Genomic DNA, 18,135 nt, shown 5'->3' on the forward strand with positions numbered 1-18,135 from the left:
CGACCTGCGGAGCGGCCATGTGCGGATTCATCGGATTGATCGGAACCGACGCCCCTGTCCGGGAGGTCCATGACGGCCTGCTGGCGATCCAGCACCGGGGCCAGGATGCCGCGGGCATCGTGACTTACGACGGACAGTTCCACCTGCGCAAGGGCGCGGGACTGGTGCGGGACGTTTTCGAACCCTCCCGCATGGCCGACGTGCGGGGCCGCCTGGCCCTCGGGCACGTGCGCTACCCCACCATCGGTTCCGGGGGCGAGGAAGATGCTCAGCCCTTCGTGGTGACCCATCCTTTCGGCATCGCCATGGCCCACAACGGGAACGTGGCCAATTACGCCGAGGTGCGCCGCCACCTGTTGCGTCATGGCCGCCGCCACCTGCTGTCGAAGTGCGACGTGGAGGCGATTCTCAACGTCTTTGCCGACGCCCTGGCCCGCGAATGTGCCGGCGGGCCGTTCAGCGCCGAGTACTTCCTGGCCGCGGTGGCCGAGGTGCACCGTCGGGTGCGGGGGGCGTATTCGGTGGTCGGTTTCATCGCCGGCGCGGGCCTGTTCGCCTTTCGCGACCCTTACGGCATCAAGCCCATCTGCTACGGCACCCGCCGGGGTGCGGACGGCCGGGTCGTGCACGCCCTGGCCAGCGAGAGTGTCGTGCTCGAGACTCTCGGTTACGAGGTCGAACACAGGCCGGCTGCCGGTGAGGCGGTCTTCATCAGCGAAGGCGGGGACGAAGTGCTCTTCGAGCAGGTCACCCCGCCCACCCATCGGCCCTGCATCTTCGAGTTCGTCTACTTCGCCCGCCCCGACAGCAACCTCGACGGCATGAGCGTGTACCGGGTGCGGGAGGGCATGGGGCGTGCTTTGGCGCGGAAGATCCAACGCCTGGGGCTGGAGATCGACGCGGTGGTACCGGTGCCCGAGTCGGCCCGGGCCGCAGCGATCGAGATGTCCCGGGAACTGGGCCTGCCCCTGCGGGAGGCCCTGGTCAAGAACCGTTATGTGGGGCGCACGTTCATCATGCCCGGCGCCGGTGAGCGCCGTCGCTCGGTGCGCCACAAGCTCAACGTGATCGCCTCGGAAGTCGCCGGCCGTTCGGTCCTGCTGGTCGACGATTCCATCGTGCGGGGCACCACCTCCCGCGAGATCGTCGAGATGCTGCGGCAGGCGGGCGCGAAGAAGGTCTACCTGGCCTCCACCGCGCCGCCCCTGCGCCACCCCTGCGTCTACGGGATCGACATGTCCACCCGCCGGGAGTTCATCGCCCGGGACCGGAACTACGACGAGATCGCCCGGATCCTCGGCGCCGAGGCGGTGATCTACCAGGATCTGGAGGACCTGATCGAATCGGCCCGCCAGGAACATCCCGGCACCCTCGAAGACACCTGCCACGCCTGCTTTTCGGGCCACTACCCCACCGGTGACATCGACGCCGAGGCCCTCGAGGGGGTCGAGCAGGAGCGGCTGGAGTCCGGCGGCTGAAGGGCGCCCAGGGGCGGCGTCGGGGTTCGTGGGGTCCCTCTCGTCCCGGCGCTGGTGGCTCCCGGCGTGCCGGCGGGGCCCCGCCCGGTTCCGGCCATGGGTGACGAAGAAAAACATCTCCGGCGAGGTGTGCCTCGTCTTCCTCGACGGTGGCGCCGCCCAGGTCCGGGTCCCGAGCGTTCCGACCGGTTCCGGGCCCCGGGCCGTTCGACCGGAAAAGGTGAACTCGCGATAGGTCGTATTCTCATCGGCAAAACCGGCGCTCTTGCCGGACAGCGTCGTCACGGAGCCTTCCTCGCCCTCATGCCGAGGACTTCCGGCGGCATTCCTCCCTCCGGGGGGGCCGGGGCGCAGTCGCTCGCGTCGTCCTGGGAAATCGTGTCCCCGGTGCAGCCCTTCATGAAGTCGGCCCGGTGGGGAGAAAGCCGACGGGGTTCACCGATCGGGGGGCGAATGAGGCTGTTTCGACGGCAGGACGCGCGCCACCACGGGAGTCGGCGAGATCACGAAGGGCATGGACGAAAATGCCGGACACGATCCCCTCCCGACGACGCACGATCGAGTACTCGCCCCACGACAGACCACCGGGCCCCGGCGTCGTCACTCCCTTCCCGACCGCGGGTCCCGATCCACGGCGGGGCGCAGGCCGACAGCATCCCCCGGGCAACCGAGCCGGGGGATGCGACCCTCGCTCCTCTGCCAGGCTCCCGCCGTCCCTGAACCCGCTCTACGGTGTAGCGTTCTTTCCGGGGAGGGGACAGTCCGGGTTCTTCGTGAACGCTTCGGAGGAAACGCCGCAACTGGCGGCTGGCCGGGCTCTTCGAGCCCTCCGGCCCGCACTCGGCGATGCGTGGCCTGCGGCTTGACTTCCAGCGGCCATTTGCGGCATTTCACCTCGCGGTTTCACGAATCAGCCGGGCTAGGGCAGAGGTTCGAGCGTCAGTGGATCGCGCAGGGGCAGGCGCGTGGCCCGGCCTTCGAAGAACTCCTTCATCGTGGCGCGGCCGTCGGGGTCGCCCTTGACGATCTCGTCCCACTTGCCGACCACGAGGAAGACCACCTGGTCGGGGTGGAGGTACTTCCGGGCCGCCTTCTGAACGTCCTTGGCGGTCACGGCACGCACCCGGTCGCGGTACTTCTTCCAGTAGTCACGGGGGCGGCCGGTGTACTCGTCGTCGGCGAAGGTGTTGACGATGCTTTCGATGGACTCGAAGGCCTGGGGGAAGGTGTCGATGAAGGCCGCCTTGGCGATGTCCAGCTCTTCCTGGCTCACGGGTTCGTTCTGAATCCGTCGCACCTCCTCGAGGGCGATCTTCGCCGCCAGGGGTACGGTGGCCGACTTGGACTGGAAGACGATGCGGAACATGCCGGGCCAGAATCGGCCGACACGGTAGACCGAGCCGGCGGAGTAGGCCAGCCCCTCGTCGCTGCGCACCCGGTTGGTGATGCGGGAGGTGAAGCCGCCGCCGCCGAGGATCTCGTTCATCAGCGCCACGGCGAAACGGTCGGGGTGGTTCCAGTTCTCGTCCTGGATGCCCAGGTGGCCGATGTAGACCTTGCCCTGGGGGATGTCCTTGTCCACGTAGTAGACACCGGGCCGGGGTGTGTGGTCGGGCGCGGCCGGCGGCCAGGGAACCTCGGGCCCCTCGCTCTTCCATGGGGCGAAGCGCTTGGCCAGTGTGTCGAGGATCGCCCCGGTATCCACGTCACCGCTGACGGTGACCATCATGTTCTTCGGCAGCCAGTACTTCTTGTGGAAGGCCACCAGGTCGTCGCGGGTGATCGCGTCCAACTCGGCGGCGGTGAGCTGCCGGGCGGTGAAGTGGTCCCGGCCGCGCATGAGCCAACCCCATTCCCGGCCGAGAATCGTTCCCGCATCGTCGTTGCGCTGCTTGAGCCCTTCGAGAATGTTCTCCTTCTCGAGGTCGAGGCGCTCGACCTCGAAGGCGGGGTTCTGGATCATGTCGAAGAAGAGGTCGAGGCAGGCGTCGAGGGTCTGGGTCGTGCAGTTGAACGAGGCCCCCGAGGAGATGTCACCGCCGAAACTGCTGATCTGGGCGGCGAGGAAGTCGGCCTTCTCGTCGAAGTCCTCGGCGCTGAGGGTCTTCGTACCGCCCCGGCGCACCATCCGCCCGGTGAGGGTCGCCACGCCCGGCTTGGCCGGATCATCGAGGAAAGCGCCGGCGCGGACGGTGATCGACAGGTCGACCAATGGGAGGGCGTGATCCTCACCGACGTAGACCACCATGCCGTTGGCCAGCTCGTGGCGGAACGAAGACGGATCGGGAACCTTGAAGTCGAGGGGGCCGTACTTCAGCTCGGAAGGATGCGCCGGCAATGCGGCCAGGGCCGCCGGCGTCAGCACGGCGATCGCCGCGAGGATCGCGAGGCGTTTCATCACTCACCTCCTTCCGCGGTCTTTTCACCGCTCTTGAGTTCCTCAATGCGCTCACCGAGAGTCTTCTCCATCAACTCGAGTGCTCCCTTGAACTGGGGCGGCACCTGCTCCTTTTGCTGCTGGATGCCGCTGAGGGCCTCTTCCAGGCGCTCGAGGTTGGTCGACTGTCGGACCTGCTTGATCTGGTTGAGCATGCTCTGCCGCATGGGTGCCGGCAGGTCGGCCAGCTCCGGGGGCACCTCCTCGGCCTGGGTGCCGGCCTTGCGGTAGTAGCGGGCCACGGCCCGGTTCTCCGGCTTGAAGTACTCGCTCGCGACCCGTTGGACGTCCTCGGCGGTGACCGCCAGGGTCTTGTCGGTCCAGGTGTTGACATAGCTCCAGTCGCCCAATCCGTCGAAGTAGAGCAACTGCAGCATGAGGAAGAACGGGCTCGACAGCCGGCGGTAGGAAGCGGCGAGGATCTGGTTCTTGACCTTCTGCAACTCCTCGGTGGGAATCGGCTCGTTCTGCAGCTTGGCGATCTGCTCGTCCCAGGCCTCGACGAGTTTGTCGGGGGTGGCATCCCCCTTGGTCTCGGCGTAGAACGAGAAGCTGCCTTCCCACTTGCCGCTCTGCTGGGAGGCCGAGGCGCTGGAGGCGATCTTCCGGTCGAGGACCATCGACTTGTAGAGGCGGCCGGTGCGGCCGTTGAGCAGCTCGGCCAGCACGTCGAGGGCGTAGCTGTCGCGATGCTGGAAGGGCACCGTGTGGTAGAGGATCTCTACCTGGGGTTGGCAGTCGCACTCGGCGATCATCTGCTTTTCGGCGAGCTGCTCCATTTCCATCGTCACCACCTGGGGTGGATCCTGAGGACCCTTGGCAATCCTGCCGAAGTAGGCCCGGGCCAGGCGCTTGACTTCCTCGGGGTCGAAGTTGCCCACCACGGCGGCAGTCAGGTTGTTGGGCGCGTAGTAGGTGCTGTAGTAGTCGTCGGCCTGCTGCTTGCTGATCGCCCGCAGGTCGGAGGGCCAGCCCACCACCGGCCAGCTATAGGGGTGGGATTCCCAGAACATCGCCTCGAATTGCTCCTGGTACTTGCCCGTGGGGGTCGACTCGGTGCGCAGGCGGCGCTCTTCGTGCACGACATCCCGCTCGGTGTAGAACTCACGGAACACCGGGTGCGCCAGGCGGTCGGACTCCATCCAGAACCACAGCTCGAGCTTGTTGGCCGGCACGGTGATGAAGTAGACGGTCATGTCCCGGTTGGTGAAGGCGTTCATCCGCGAGCCGCCTTCGCCGGTGTAGATCTTGTCGAACTCGTTCTTCACCATCAGCGAGGCCTGCTCTTCGGCCAGGGCATCGAACTTCTTCTGCAACTCTTCGAGCTCCGGGGTGCGGTTTTCCGTCGCGAAGGGATCGTCGATCTCGCCCTTGCGCCAGCGGGCCTTCTGCACTTCCGTCAGCTCGCGGATCCGCTGCTGGATCTTCTCCTGCTCGGCGATGATCTCGAGGTCCCGCTGGATGTTGCGGGTGCCCACAACGTGGGTTCCCTTGAACATCATGTGTTCGAAGAGGTGGGAGATGCCGGTGATGCCCGGCCGTTCGTTGGCCGAACCCACGTGGGCCACCCAGCCGGCGGTGACCGTGGTCAATTCCGGCTTGTGGACCAGCAGGAAGGTCATGCCGTTGTCCAGGGTAAAGGTTTCCACGGGTAGCTGGGCGCTGGTCTCGGCCGTCGCCGGCGTGGGGGAACCGGCGAGAACCAGGACGGACGCAACTACACCCAGGATCACGCGTGAGCGAGTCGTCATCGACTGCCTCCAGGGCCAGGGGGCGCTTGGATCAAGCGCCCGGTTTCGGATTTCTCAGCCCCTGAGCATAGCGCGGGGCATGGTTTCGGGCGGCCGACCCGCCTCGTGTCGGGGACGGACGGTCGCCAGGAATGGGGCGATCGGTCGCGGCGGCGGGGCGGACGGTGGCGAGGCTCCCTTCGGGCACCCAGCCGGCCAGGCCCCCGGCGGCCCGGATCCGCACCCAGCCTTCCCGGCGCTCCCCGATGCGGGCGGGGAAGCCCTCGTGCACCGTGAAGAGTACCGGGTTGGCCGCGCCCGGGCCCGAGCGGACCTCCACGCGCTCGGCGAGGATCACCGCCCCCCGCTCGGATTGTCGTATGCCGAGCCGGATCACCACGGGCGTCAGCAGCAGTGCGGCGACCACCGCCAGGGCGAGGGCCGGCCGGCGGAGCCGGGGACGGCCTGCCAGCAGGCCGAGGGCCAGCAGGCCGGCGGCCAGCCACTCCATGGCCAGGCCGACGATCAATCCCCCCCGGGCCGGCACCAGGGCGGTGGCCCGGGCCAGTGCCCACCGCCACCGGAAGCCCTCGTCCGGGGGAGCGTCGGTCAGCCGTGCGGTGACCCACTGCAGGTTGGCCCGGGCGTCCTCGTCCCGGGGAGCGAGCCACAGGGCCCGGCGGAAGGAAAGGGCGGCAGGGCCCAGGCGGCCGGCACGGGCCTGGGCGCAGCCCAGGTTGTAGTACACCGACTCGTGGATCACCCCTCCGTCGGCCACCTGCTGCCAGAGGCTCTCCGCGCGGGCGTAGTCGCCGCTCTCGTAGGCTTCGGCGGCCCGGGCGAAGAGGGCTTCGGGCGTGGCGGCCCGGGACGGGCCCAGGGTGCTCAGCGCCAGCAGGACCGCGAGCATGGCGGGCATCCTCTTCATCGTGTCGCCTCCCTCACCACGGCGGCCACCGCATCGATCAGTGCCGTGTCGGCACTGCCGCCTCCGTAGCGCACGGCCTCGGCCCGGTCGACCAGGGAGACGATACGGGCGGCCAGTTCCCGGTCGCCGCAGGCCTCCGCCAGTCGTCGTCGCAGGCGCGGCGGGTCGAGAGCGCTGAGCCTGGCACCGGCCAGGTGGTCGATCAGGGTGTGCAGGGCGAGGATCAACTCCTTGGCGGCTTCTTCTCCGGAGGCCGCCTTGCGGGCCCGTGCCAGGTGGCCATCGATGCGCCGCCGCCAGCGCCGGCGCCGGCCGGCGGGCGAAAGGGCGATGCGCCGGGTGAGAGCCTGGGCCAGGGCCAGCAGGCCCAGCCCCAGGGGCGGAGCCAGGGCCGCGATCCAGGCCGCCGCCGCATCCCACAGCCCGGTGGCCCTCGAGCGCAACGCACGGGGTGTGGGATGCAGGAAGCGCAGGTCGCTACCCTGCGGCCGCACGGGCAGAGGAGCGCCTGTCCCGGCTTCGGCTCCGTGGCTTGCCGCGGGCAGGACCTCGATTTCGAGGGGACCGGAGGCAAGGGATCGGTAGGTTTCGGCATCCGGATCGAAGTAGCTGAAATGGACCCCGTCCAGGCGGATCGTCCCCGGTGCCCGGGCCACCAGGGGGAAGACGAAACGGCGTCCGCCCGTGGGTATTTCCTCCTCCAGGGGTTCGAAGCCCTGCACGTCCTGGGGCAGGTCGAGCAGGGGGGCGGCCATGGCCCCCAGGGGGCCGTCGCCCGTGATCCGCGCCACGACGTTGAAAGCCTCGCCGGCGCGCACGCGGCCGGGACTCACCTCGGCCTCGAGCCGGTAGTGGCCGACGCCGCCGGTGAAGTCCGTCGGCCGGTCCTTCTCGGGCAGGGGACGCACGTGCAACTTGAGGGCGGGGGCCACACGAGCGACCCGGTCGATCCTTTGTTCGAAGAAGAAGCCCAGCCGGTCCCGGTTGCGTCGGGGCACCCCGAAGGCGAAGGGCACGGCGGGAATCTCCACCTCGCCGGTACGGGTGGGGGTCAGGTGTCGGCGGAAGAGCACGTACTCGGTCCACTGCCGCCCTCGCCGGTCCTGGCTGACCCTGGCGGTGGCGTTGGGGTCGATCTTCTCGTCGTCGATGATGAAGCCGGCGATGGGTTCGAGGCGATCGGGATCGAAACCCTGCACCTTGACACGGGTGCGCAGGACGTAATCCAGGGTGACGGTCTGGCCCACGTAGACCTTCTTGCGGTCGAGGCGGGGGGTGATGGAGATTTCACTGTCAGGGGCCGAGGGGTCGTCGGCCGACTGGGGGAGAATCTTGATCGGCACGGCGGCGGTCTTGCGGGCCTCGTCCCCGATTTGCAGCGTGAAGGATGGAATCCGCCCCTCCCCCTGCTCGATGGCCAGGTATTCGATGGTGAAGGTTTTCGAAGCGCTGGACTTGCCGTTGATCCACGAGAAGGACTGGGAAGTCCTGACGCCGCCGGCGGGCACCAGGCGCCGGCCCTTGGGAGGGGAGCCGATTTCCGTCCGGGAAGCCTCGGGGCCGCTGACCTCGATCTGCACCCGCACGCCCTCGCCGACCCGCACGGTGCGGGGCTCGACCTGGACGTCGATTTCCACCGCCGGCACGGCGGCCGGCAGGCCCGCCCCGAGCAGGAGGGCGACGATCCACCCGCGGCCCTTCACCAGTCCTTCTCCCGTTTTTCGTGGGGGCCCCTTCGCTGGCGCCTGAGCGCTCGGCGCAGGGCGCTCTTCTCGTTCTGCTCGAGCATCTTCAGCAGGCGAGCGGCCAGTTCGTCCTCATCCCGGCGCTCGGCATCCGCCCCGGCTCCCTCCGCGGGCCGGTCGCCGGCCTGGCTCCGGCCATCGGCCGGGCCGGGCCGATCTTCCTGCGGTGGGGTCGGGGCCTGCCGCCGGTCGTCACCGGGGCTCGGGGCCTCCGGCTGCCGGCCGGAGCGGCTGTCGTGTTCCTGGTCGCCCTGCCGTCCGTCCCGCTGCCCCTGGTCTTGTCGGTTCCGGGGCTCGCTGCTCGGCTTCGAGTCCTTGCCGCCCGAAGAGCCCTGCTGTGAGCCCTGCTGTTTTTGCGGCTGGTCCCGTGGCTGCTCCTGGGACCCGCCCTGGGAGGCCTGGGGCTGGGCCGCCTGGAGGGCCAGTTCCAGGTTGCGCCGTGCCTCTTCGTCGGTCGGATCGATCATCAGCGCCCGGGCGAAGGAGTCCACGGCCGCGGCGGTGTTCTTGTCCGCCAGCGCCGCCACCCCCCGGTTGTACCAGGCATCCCGGGCAAGCTCGCCCCGGGCGAGTTGGGCGGCCCGCTTCCAGGCCCGGTCGGCCTCCTCCAGTTTGCCGGCCCGGGCCAGGGCGAGTCCCAGGTTGTAGAGCACCCGCGGATCGTCCGGCGCGTGGGCCTGGGCCTCGGTGAAGTGCTCGAGGGCCGCGGCGGGGTCGTCCTTTTCGAGGGCGGCGATGCCGGCCCGGTTTTCCCGGTAGAGAGTCTGGGCGGGATCGAAAGCCTGGACCGTGCCGGCGGCGGCCGGCACGGCCAGAGACACGACGAGGACCCGGAGGGTCTGTTTCATGTCTTCCTCCTGTCCAGCCATCCGGCCTCGAGCAGGACCAGCAGGAACACCGCTCCCAGCGGCCAACGGTACTGCTCGGCGTGGCGCACGAAGAGAGTATCCGCCCATTCGCTGCGCTCCATCTTCGAAAGTGCTTCCACCACCTGCTCGACTCCGGCGTCGAATCCCGTGGCCCGCACGTAGGCCCCGCCGCCGGCCTCCGCCACCGCCGCCAGAACGCGTTCGTCCAGGCGGCTGGTGACCACCTGGCCCGAGCGGTCGCGGATGTAGCCTGTCACCCGGCCGTCGGCGTCCCGCTCGGGGATCGGCGCGCCCTGGGGCGTGCCCACGCCGATGGTGTAGATCCGCACTCCCGATTCCACCGCCGTGGCCACCGCCGCCATGGCCCCCGCCTCGAGGTCCTCGCCGTCGGAGATCACCACCAGCACCCGCCTGGCCCGGGCCCGCTGGCGGAAGGCATCCACGGCCAGTTCGATCGCCCGGCCCAGGTCGGTGCCCTGGTCGGGGAAGATCGTGGGATCCGCCGCGGCCAGGTAGAGTTCGAGGGAGCCCCGATCGAGGGTCATCGGGCAGAGCAGCCCCGCCTGGCCGGCGAAGCCCAGCAGCCCCACCCGGTCGGAGGGAAGCCGGCGGCCCAGTTCCCGGGCCATGGAGCGGGCGATCATCAGGCGGCTGGGGGCCACGTCCTCGGCCAACATGGAGCGGGAGAGGTCCAGGGCGATGATCAGGTCCAGGCCCCGGGCGTGGATCTCCTCCTCGCTCTCGCCCCAGCGGGGGCGGGCCAGGGCTACCAGCGTCAGGGCCGCGGCCAGCAGCACCAGCAGGTTGCGCCACAGGGGGCGGGACGAGGGCCGGGTCAGGTCGATGCGGCCCAGGGAGCCCGGAGCCGCCCAGCGTTCGAGGCGCTGTCGGCGGGAGCGGGCCAGCAGCCACAGTCCCGCGGCCAGGGCGGGGAGAGTGAGCAGGCCCCACAGCCACTGGGGAGCCCCGAAGCTCATGGCAGCCTCCCGAAGACGAAGCGGGCGCAGAAGATCTCGAGCAGCAGCAGCAGCCCCGCCGCCAGCAGCCAGGGCTCGAAGCGGTCGGACCAGGCCACGTGGATCCGGCTGCGGATTTCGCTTTTCTCCAGGCCGTCGATGATCTCGAAGATCTGCTCGAGCTTGCCGTCCTCGTCGGCACGGAAATAGCGTCCGCCGGTGGTTTCCGCGATGCGGGTCAGGGTTTGCTCGTCGATCTCCACCGGTACGGGGATCACCCGCCAGCGCCCCGACGGCCCCTGTACCGGCAGCCGGGCCACGCCGTGGGTGCCGATGCCGATGGTGTAGATCCGCAGACCTTTTTTGCGAGCCAGTTCGGCGGCGGTCATAGGGGCGATGGCGCCGGCATTGTTCACGCCGTCGGTGACCAGGATGATCACCCGGCTGCGGGCGTCGGAGGCCTGGAGCCGGGCGATGCCGGCCGCCAGGCCGAGGCCGATGGCGGTGCCGTCCTCGTCGGGGGTGGCGAAGTCCACCGCCTCGAGCAGGGCCAGCAGGGCCTGGTGGTCGAGGGTCAGCGGACAGGCGGTGTAGGCCTCCCGGGCGAAGGGGATCAGCCCCAGCCGGTCGGTGGGACGACCGAGGACGAAGTGGCGGATCGTGCGACGGGCGACGGTCAGGCGGTCGGGGGAGAGATCGAGGGCCCGCATGCTTCCCGAGCGGTCGAGGACGATGACGATGTCCACCCCGTGGGTCGTGACCTCTTCATTGCGCACGCCGTACTGAGGCCGGGCCAGGGCCACCGCGGCGAGCACGAGGAACAGTACCCGTAGCACCCGGGGCAGGTGACGCAGGCGGATGCGCCAGCTTCCGGGGGCGCCCTCGAGGGGGGCGAGGTCGGCGTGGAGCAGGGCCGGCGGGCGACGAGATTGGCGCCACCAGAGCCAGAAGAGGGGCAGCAGGGCCAGCAGCAGGGCCAGCGCCCAGGGGTCGTGGAGGCGGATCATGCCGTCCCCTCCTCGTCGTCCCGGCGCGCGCGCGATGTTTCGACGATGACGGCACGCAGGGCTTCGGCTTTTTCCCGCAGCACGTCCGCGGCGGGTCGGTCCCCGGCGAACTTCACCATGTCCAGCTCGCCCAGCCAATGGACCAGCCAGTCGCTCCGGCTCGGGGAAAAACCGGTGGCCGCGAGCAGCGGGCGGCACTCGGCGGTGGTCTTCTCGAGCAGGCTGACACCGGCGCGGGTACCGATGTAGCCCTTGCCGATCTCCGCCAGGCGCGCGCTGAAGGTCTTGAGGTGGCCGCGTTCGAGCAGGCCCTCACCGAGCAGGGCCTCGAGGGCGTCGAGGGCCACGGTTTCCGGTGGTGGAGGAGGAGGGCCGGGAGCGGGTGTCGGCCGGCTGCGGGGCCGGAGGCGCCGGAGCCACCACACCGCCCCGGCGATCAGCAGGCCGGCGAGGGCCGCCATGGCAAGCAGGCCGGGGATGTCGAGACCGATCCACCGCGGGCCCCTGGGCGGCGCGGGCTGCCGGCCACCGGCACCGGGCAGGGACTCGGTGACCAGTTCCAGGGGCGCGGTGCGCCCGGCGAGGGTCCCTCCGGCGGTGAGGATTTCGAGGGACGGGACCTGTAGCGGGCCGATGGCGGTCAGCAGCACTTCCAGCACGTCCCGGCCCCCGGCCCGGGAATCGCGGGGTACCAGCCGGCGGGGCCGCACCTGCCCGCCTTCCACTGCCGCTTTCGGTGCGGCCAGTCGCGGGTCGTCGGGGCGGGCGCCCGGGGGCCAGGTGAGGGCCAGGCCCACGATCTGGCCCGGCCGCGGGGGCTGGCTCCCGGTCCAGGGTTGGGGGCCCTGGGGGCCGAGGACGAAGACCGGTTCGAGGGTGACGACGGGGGGGGGCGGCGCCGGCGGGTCCGGCTGGGCGGTGCCCGGGGCCAGGAAGAGCAGGACAGCCAGCAGGGCCAGCAGCCGGCGCCGCCTCATCGGCGCACCCTCGCAGCCCGGGCATGGAAGTACCTCAGCAGGGGGCGGTCGTAGGCGCGGGTGGCGTCGATCTCCACCCGGTCCACTCCGCAGCGGGCGAAGCTCTCGTGCACCCGGGCCAGCTTCTGCTGCACGGCCTGCTCGTAATGCCGGCGCACGGCGGCCGAAGCGGTGTCCACCAGCCGCCGTTCTCCCCGCTCGGCATCCTCCACCAGCACCGGCCCCACCGCGGGCAGGACCCGCTCCCGGGGGTCGAAGACCTCGAAGGCTACCAGGTCGTGGCGGCGGGCGGCGATGGCCAGGGGGCGATCGAAGTGGCCCGCGATCAGGTCGGAGACGAGGAAGACCACCGCCGGCTTGCGTTGCACCTTGAGCAGGAACCCCAGGGCTCCCGCCAGGTCTGTCCCGCCGGTGCGCCCAGGCGAGGTGAGGATTTCCCGCACCACCCGCAGCACGTGAGTCGTGCCGCTGCGGGGGGGCAAGTACTGTTCGATGCGGTCGCTGAAGCGCACCAGGCCCACCCGGTCGCGGTTGCGGATCGCGGCGAAGGCCAGCAGGGCGGAGATTTCGGCGATGATCTCCCGCTTGAGCCGGCGCCCCGAGCCAAAGCCGGTGGAGCCCGAGACGTCGGCCAGCAGGATCACCGTCAGCTCCCGCTCTTCGGTGAAGACTTTGACGTAGAGGGGTTGGTCGGGGCGGGAGGAGCGGGCGGTGACGTTCCAGTCGATGGTGCGCACATCGTCGCCGGGCAGGTACTCCCGCACCTCGGCGAATTCCATGCCCCGGCCGCGGAAGGCGCTGTGGTAGCTGCCCGAGAGGGTCTCGGTGACGATGCGCCGGGTGCGGATCTCGATCCGGCGCACGCGGCGCATCACCTCGCTGTCGGCGGCAGGCAGGCTTCGGCTCACGGTACTTCGATGGCGTCGAAGACGCGCTGGACCAGCTCGTCGGCGCTGATCTCCTCGGCCTCGGCTTCGAAACTGGGAATCAGGCGGTGCCGCAGTACGTCGTAGCCGATGGCCTTGACGTCCTCGGGAGTGACGAAACCCCGGCCGCGCAGGAAGGCATGGGCCCGGGAGGTCTGGGCCAGGGCCAGCGATGCCCGGGGTGAGGCGCCGATGTGGATCAGCCCGCGGGCGTCGACCCCGTGGGCTTCCGGACTGCGGGTCGCCCGCACCAGGTCGATGATGTAGTCCTCCACCCGCTCGTCGAGATGGATCCGCCCTACCAGCTCGCGGATTCGCGCCACATCCTCGGGGCCGAGCACCGCCCGCACCGTCGGGGGGGCCGATGTGGCCATGCGGCGGACGATCAGCTTTTCCTCGTCCCGTTCGGGGTACTCCACCAGCAGTTTCATCAGGAAACGGTCGACCTGGGCCTCCGGCAGGGGGTAGGTGCCCTCCTGCTCGAGGGGGTTCTGGGTGGCCAGCACCAGGAAGGGGGAGGGCAGGGGGAAGGTGGTCTCGCCGATGGTGACCTGCCGTTCCTGCATCGCTTCGAGCAGGGCCGACTGGACCTTGGCCGGGGCGCGATTGATTTCGTCGGCCAGGATCACGTTGGCGAAGATGGGGCCCTTGTGGGGCTGGAAGGTGTTGTCCCGCGGGTCGTAGACCAGGGTCCCCACCAGGTCGGCGGGCAGCAGGTCGGGGGTGAACTGGATGCGGCGGAAACTGGCGTCGAAACAGGATGCCAGGGTGCTGACCAGCAGGGTCTTGGCCAGGCCGGGCACGCCCTCGAGCAACACGTGACCGTGGCAGAGCAGCCCGATGACCACTTTCTCGATCAGGTCCTGCTGGCCGACGATCACTCGTCCCACCTCTTCGGTCAGTTGCCGAATCGGTGCCTGCTCGCGGAGCACCTCTTCCCCGAGTCGGCGGATCCTCTCGTCCATGGCGCTCTCCTCGTCTCGTCCCCGGGGCCCCGGGGCGGACCTGTGACAGGAGAAAGTAGGGTATTCGGCAACGCTTCGGGGGGCAAAGCTTCGGGGGGCAAAGTCGCGGCAGACGGGGGAGGACTCGCCCCCTCCCGGGGGAGCAGGGAGCGGGCGATGCTCTCGCGAGCGGCCCGGAGCTTTCCTTTCGAGGGGCGGCGTTCGCGCTGAGTGAGCGGCGGGAGCTATCGGTCGCCCTGGCCGGTGCCGAAGAAGCGGGGGGGCTCGTCGAGGGTGTAGATCCGGGTCTCTTCGGCGATGGCGCGGCGGACGTAGGCCGGGGTTTGCAGCATGCCCAGCAGGGTGATGCCGTCGATCAGCCGCAAGCCTCCGGTGGTGCCCGCGGCGAGCAGGGCGTCGGTGGCCTCCGGCTCGGGACGCAGATCGAGAGCCGCGTCCCGGCAGATCAGAAAGCCCCAGGGGGAGGCGTAGGTGGGCACGTGAGAAGCGTAGGAGCGTACGTTGGTGAAGACCGAGAGCAGGGTGCGGGCCAGGCGGGCGTGGAGCCCCAGTTCCGCGGGCGAGACGGGGCCGGCCTGGACCACCAGGACGCCGTCGTCACGGAGCACCCGGCGGGCCTTCTCGAAATATTCCCGGGTGAACAGGGGGTAGGAGGGGCCCTCCTCGATCGGATCGGAGAGATCCGAGATGACCAGGTCGAAGCGCTGGTCGGTGTTGTCCAGGTACTCGAGAGCGTCACCGATGATCAGTTCGGTGCGCGGGTCGTCGAAGGCGCCCTGGTGCATCTCCGGCAGGTGCTCACGGCAGGCCTCCACCACCTCGCCGTCGATGTCGATCATCGTCACCCGCTCGACGCTCCTCCAGCGCAGCACCTCGCGCACCGTGGCGCCTTCACCGCCGCCGAGCACCAGTACCCGGCGTGCCGCGCCCAGGGCGATCATCGCCGGCTGGACCAGGGCTTCGTGGTAGAGGAACTCGTCCCCCGTGCAGGACTGCCACTTGCCGTCGAGTACCAGGGCCTTGCCGTAGGCGCCGGTTTCGACGATGGACATTTCCTGGAAGGCCGTGCGGGCATGGGCCAGGATGCGAACGATACCGTGCTGGTAGACGTCCCAAGGCGTGATGTACTCGCTGACCCACAGGTCAGCGCGAAGCTCGGCACCGGGCATGGGATGACCTCCCTCGGGTGGGGGCAATGGGCAGCGAGCCGATCAGGCCGTCATTTCCGCGGCATCGTCGGTCGCCGGCGGTAGCTCGGTTGCGGGACGGACATCCCCCGCTCCCGCACCGCGACGGATCTCCCGCAACGAAAAACGGCGGGCCTGGAGTTTGCGGACCAGGAATTCACAGGCGCGGCGGGGTTCGGTGTGCTCGCCGCAAGTGAAGACATCCGCCGCGGCGTAGCCCGTTTCGGGCCACGTGTGGACCGAAATATGGGACTCGGCGAGCAAGGCCAGGGCGGTAACCCCCTGGGGGTCGAAGACGTGCTGCACTTCTTCGAGCAGGGTGGAGCGGGCCGCCACAGCGGCCTGACGCACCGCCTCGCGAACGAAGGCGGGGTCGTTGAGCAGCCCCTCCGGGCAGTCGTACATCTCCAAGACGCAGTGTGAACCGATGGAAGCCAACGTTGGATTCCCTCCGGGACAGCGGCCGCGGGGCGCTCCCGGGAGAAAGTCGAGGCGGCCGACAGCAGGGCAGCCCCGGCGGCTGGAAAGAGCAGCGACAGGCAGCGGCTCTTTATAGGGGAACACCGCGAGGGCCGCAAGTCCTTGCCGAAAAAGAGACTCTCGCGGTCGTTGGCGGTAGATGGGCCGGGCGCCCGGAGAGAGTTCCGGGCCGGGAGGTAGTGGTTTGGAACGGAGAATCCGCATCGTCTCGCTGGTGGCCGTGATGGTCGTCCTCTTCTCGCCGCCGCCGGGCCCGCGCTGCGCCCCGTGCTGCTGGATGCTGCGGGTCGATCCGCCTCCGGCGGGCGCATCGCTTTGCATGCTGCGGTCTTTAGGGCTCTGGCCGGTGGTCCGGGTGATCCCCTCCGGGGGAGGACTCAGCCGTCGTTGAGGGCGGCGCCGGGCGGGGGAGGGCTGCTGCTGGTGGCCTTCGACTCCGGCACGGCCCCGGTCCGTGTGCGGGAGATCCTCCGCCGTCACGGCGGAAAGTGGCTGGGCCACGTTCCCGACGCGGCAGCGCGGGCCAGGGTGGACGCAGCCGCCGTCGGGGGTCTGGCAGCCGAGCCTGCTGTCAGGTGGGTCGGCCCCTCCCACCCCTTCTACAAGCTCTCCCGGGCCCTGCCCCTGCCGGTGCTGCCGGCTGCGGGCGTCTGCGCCTGCGCGTCGACGCCTCGGCCCAGGCGCTGGCCCTGCTGCGGGCGCCGGAGGTGATCTTCGTCGAGCCGAGTTTCCAGCCCCGCCTGCTGAACAACTCCTCCCGGGGTATCTGCCAGTCGGGCACGCCGGGGGCGGACTCGCTCCACGACCGGGGGATCGTCGGCGGCGGCCAGGTGGTGGCGGTGATGGGCTCGGGCCTGGACACGGCCCATTACTGCTTTTCCGGGGTGGGGAAGGTGCCGGACAGTCGGGCCTGGGTCGGTGGCACCCTGGGGGCGGATGGCTCCGGGGACCACGGCACCCACGTCTCCGGCTCCGCGGCCTGCGAGAATGGGGGCGATCGCGACGGGTTCGCCGGCTCGCCTCGGACGCGGGCCTGCTGATGCAGGACATCGGCAAGAGCGGCGACTGCGTCAACGTCTATCCGCCCAACCCACTTTCGGAAGCCTGGAGCGACGCCCGCAGCCGGGGGGCGCGGGTGCACACCAACTCCTGGGGCGGCGGCTTCAACCTCTACGGCGGCGACAGCCAGGCCATCGACTCGTTCATGTGGGACAACCAGGACTTCCTGATCCTCTACGCCGCCGGCAACGAGGGGCCCGGTGAGGGCACCTTGGGCATCTACTCCAACGCCAAGAACTCGGTGACCGTGGGGGCCTCGGGCAACGGCTCGTCCCGGGAGAGCCTGTACTCCGCCTCGAGTCGAGGGCCCGCCGGCGATGGCCGGATGCTGCCCGACCTGACCGCTCCGGCGGCAGGGGTCTCCTCGGCCCGCAGTGGCACCTCCTGTGGCTGGACCTCCAAGTGGGGCACCTCCATGGCCACCCCCGCGGTGGCCGGGACAGCGGCGCTGGCCCGGGAGTATTTCGTCCGGGGCTTTTACCCCACGGGGGCGGAGACGGTCGCCGACGGCTTCGAGCCCGGCGCGGCGCTGGTCAAGGCCACGCTGTTGATCTCGGCGCGGGAGATGACCGGCTCGGGGGGCGGTGGCTCGCGGCCCAACAACAACCAGGGCTTCGGCCGGCTGACCCTCGACGACGCTCTGGGGTTCGAGGGGGAGGATGCCGCGACGCGGCTGACGGTGCTCGACGACCGAGACATGAGCACGGGGCCGGCGACTCCGGGGGCGGTGGGCAGTTTCCAGCTCGACCTGCCCCGGGCCGGCGACCTGCGGGTGATGCTGGTGTGGACCGATGCACCGGGGTCTTCTTTTGCGGGCAAGGCACAGGTCAACGCCCTGGATCTCGAGGTGGAGCTGGCCGACGGCAGCCTCTATGCCGGCAACCAGGGCTTCAGTGGGGGCTGGACCACCACCACCGCTACCGCGCGCGATCGGCTGAACGACAAGGAAGCGGTTTACCTCCGGTTCCTCGCCGCCCAGACGGCGACGATTCGCGTGGTGGCCCATGCCCGCGGCGACGTGGCTGCCCATCCCCAGGATTACGCCCTGGTGGTGGTCTCACCGGCCTCGCCCACGGGCTGCGATGCGCCACTCCCCGACGGCGTGGGCAACAGCGTCAGCCACGAGAAGAGCGGCGGCGAGCTGCTGGCGTCGTGGGCCGACCGGGGCGCGGATCACTACGTGGTCTACCGGGGCGAGAGTCCCGACTTCATGAACGCCTCGCCACCCCCCTACCAGGATGCGGTCACCGACGAGGATGCCGCCCGCCCCGGCGAGCAGTGGACCGACGCCGGCGCCCTGGGCGACGGGCAGGCCCACTACTACCTCTACGCCTGAGTCAACGCCTGCGGCGACGAGGCGCCCTGAAGCCGGCCCACGGGCGCCGTCCACG

General features: G+C 70.0%; 17 protein-coding genes. 5 read left to right on the forward strand and 12 right to left on the reverse strand.

From position 1 onward, the window contains the following. The first annotated feature begins 17 nt into the window (after positions 1 to 17). Entirely contained in the window at positions 18 to 1,478 is a 1,461-nt protein-coding gene (gene purF, locus Q9Q40_04175) for an amidophosphoribosyltransferase (GenBank protein MDQ7006406.1), read from the forward strand. Positions 1,479 to 2,397: 919 nt separating this feature from the next. Here the strand turns inward: purF and Q9Q40_04180 are convergent. The 12 genes from Q9Q40_04180 to speD form a co-directional block, all read right to left on the reverse strand. After that, entirely contained in the window at positions 2,398 to 3,876 is a 1,479-nt protein-coding gene (locus Q9Q40_04180; protein ID MDQ7006407.1) for a pitrilysin family protein, read from the reverse strand. Then, entirely contained in the window at positions 3,876 to 5,666 is a 1,791-nt protein-coding gene (locus Q9Q40_04185) for a pitrilysin family protein (GenBank protein MDQ7006408.1), read from the reverse strand. The genes Q9Q40_04180 and Q9Q40_04185 overlap by 1 nt, the downstream gene beginning before the upstream one ends. Before the next feature lie 31 nt (positions 5,667 to 5,697). Next, positions 5,698 to 6,573, reverse strand: a complete 876-nt coding sequence (locus Q9Q40_04190) for an SH3 domain-containing protein (GenBank protein ID MDQ7006409.1) — start codon at positions 6,571 to 6,573, stop codon at positions 5,698 to 5,700. Beyond that, complete coding sequence (locus tag Q9Q40_04195) at positions 6,570 to 8,276, reverse strand: BatD family protein (protein MDQ7006410.1); 1,707 nt, start codon at positions 8,274 to 8,276, stop codon at positions 6,570 to 6,572. Before Q9Q40_04195 ends, Q9Q40_04190 begins: the two co-directional genes overlap by 4 nt. After that, entirely contained in the window at positions 8,273 to 9,166 is an 894-nt protein-coding gene (locus Q9Q40_04200; protein MDQ7006411.1) for a tetratricopeptide repeat protein, read from the reverse strand. The genes Q9Q40_04195 and Q9Q40_04200 overlap by 4 nt, the downstream gene beginning before the upstream one ends. Continuing rightward, on the reverse strand, positions 9,163 to 10,164 hold the full coding sequence (locus Q9Q40_04205) for a VWA domain-containing protein (protein MDQ7006412.1): 1,002 nt from the start codon (positions 10,162 to 10,164) through the stop codon (positions 9,163 to 9,165). Before Q9Q40_04205 ends, Q9Q40_04200 begins: the two co-directional genes overlap by 4 nt. After that, on the reverse strand, positions 10,161 to 11,150 hold the full coding sequence (locus tag Q9Q40_04210) for a VWA domain-containing protein (GenBank protein ID MDQ7006413.1): 990 nt from the start codon (positions 11,148 to 11,150) through the stop codon (positions 10,161 to 10,163). Before Q9Q40_04210 ends, Q9Q40_04205 begins: the two co-directional genes overlap by 4 nt. Continuing rightward, positions 11,147 to 12,127: a hypothetical protein gene (locus tag Q9Q40_04215; GenBank protein ID MDQ7006414.1), complete on the reverse strand. Its 981-nt coding sequence runs from the start codon at positions 12,125 to 12,127 to the stop codon at positions 11,147 to 11,149. The genes Q9Q40_04210 and Q9Q40_04215 overlap by 4 nt, the downstream gene beginning before the upstream one ends. Then, positions 12,124 to 13,035, reverse strand: a complete 912-nt coding sequence (locus Q9Q40_04220; protein ID MDQ7006415.1) for a DUF58 domain-containing protein — start codon at positions 13,033 to 13,035, stop codon at positions 12,124 to 12,126. Before Q9Q40_04220 ends, Q9Q40_04215 begins: the two co-directional genes overlap by 4 nt. Beyond that, positions 13,032 to 14,018, reverse strand: a complete 987-nt coding sequence (locus Q9Q40_04225; GenBank protein ID MDQ7006416.1) for a MoxR family ATPase — start codon at positions 14,016 to 14,018, stop codon at positions 13,032 to 13,034. The genes Q9Q40_04220 and Q9Q40_04225 overlap by 4 nt, the downstream gene beginning before the upstream one ends. 224 nt (positions 14,019 to 14,242) lie before the next feature. Further along, the gene (locus Q9Q40_04230) at positions 14,243 to 15,187 is read right to left on the reverse strand and encodes a methyltransferase domain-containing protein (protein ID MDQ7006417.1); all 945 of its coding nucleotides are present in this window, start codon (positions 15,185 to 15,187) and stop codon (positions 14,243 to 14,245) included. Between the two features lie 42 nt (positions 15,188 to 15,229). Further along, a complete protein-coding gene (gene speD / locus Q9Q40_04235; GenBank protein ID MDQ7006418.1) occupies positions 15,230 to 15,643 on the reverse strand; it encodes an adenosylmethionine decarboxylase in 414 nt (137 codons plus the stop codon). 226 nt (positions 15,644 to 15,869) lie between these two features. On the opposite strand from speD, the gene Q9Q40_04240 reads away from it, so the two are divergent. From Q9Q40_04240 to Q9Q40_04255, 4 genes are read left to right on the forward strand one after another with little or no spacing between them, the layout of a single operon-like run. Beyond that, the gene (locus Q9Q40_04240; GenBank protein ID MDQ7006419.1) at positions 15,870 to 16,076 is read left to right on the forward strand and encodes a hypothetical protein; all 207 of its coding nucleotides are present in this window, start codon (positions 15,870 to 15,872) and stop codon (positions 16,074 to 16,076) included. Beyond that, complete coding sequence (locus Q9Q40_04245) at positions 16,073 to 16,396, forward strand: hypothetical protein (GenBank protein MDQ7006420.1); 324 nt, start codon at positions 16,073 to 16,075, stop codon at positions 16,394 to 16,396. Before Q9Q40_04240 ends, Q9Q40_04245 begins: the two co-directional genes overlap by 4 nt. Next, positions 16,393 to 16,725 carry a hypothetical protein gene (locus Q9Q40_04250; GenBank protein ID MDQ7006421.1) on the forward strand — a complete coding sequence of 111 codons (333 nt, stop codon included), beginning with the start codon at positions 16,393 to 16,395 and terminating at the stop codon, positions 16,723 to 16,725. The genes Q9Q40_04245 and Q9Q40_04250 overlap by 4 nt, the downstream gene beginning before the upstream one ends. Beyond that, entirely contained in the window at positions 16,725 to 18,080 is a 1,356-nt protein-coding gene (locus Q9Q40_04255; GenBank protein MDQ7006422.1) for a S8 family serine peptidase, read from the forward strand. The genes Q9Q40_04250 and Q9Q40_04255 overlap by 1 nt, the downstream gene beginning before the upstream one ends. Positions 18,081 to 18,135 lie beyond the last annotated feature (55 nt).

The sequence above is a fragment of the Acidobacteriota bacterium genome, from assembly GCA_030949985.1.
Taxonomy (GTDB): Bacteria; Acidobacteriota; Polarisedimenticolia; order J045; family J045; genus JALTMS01.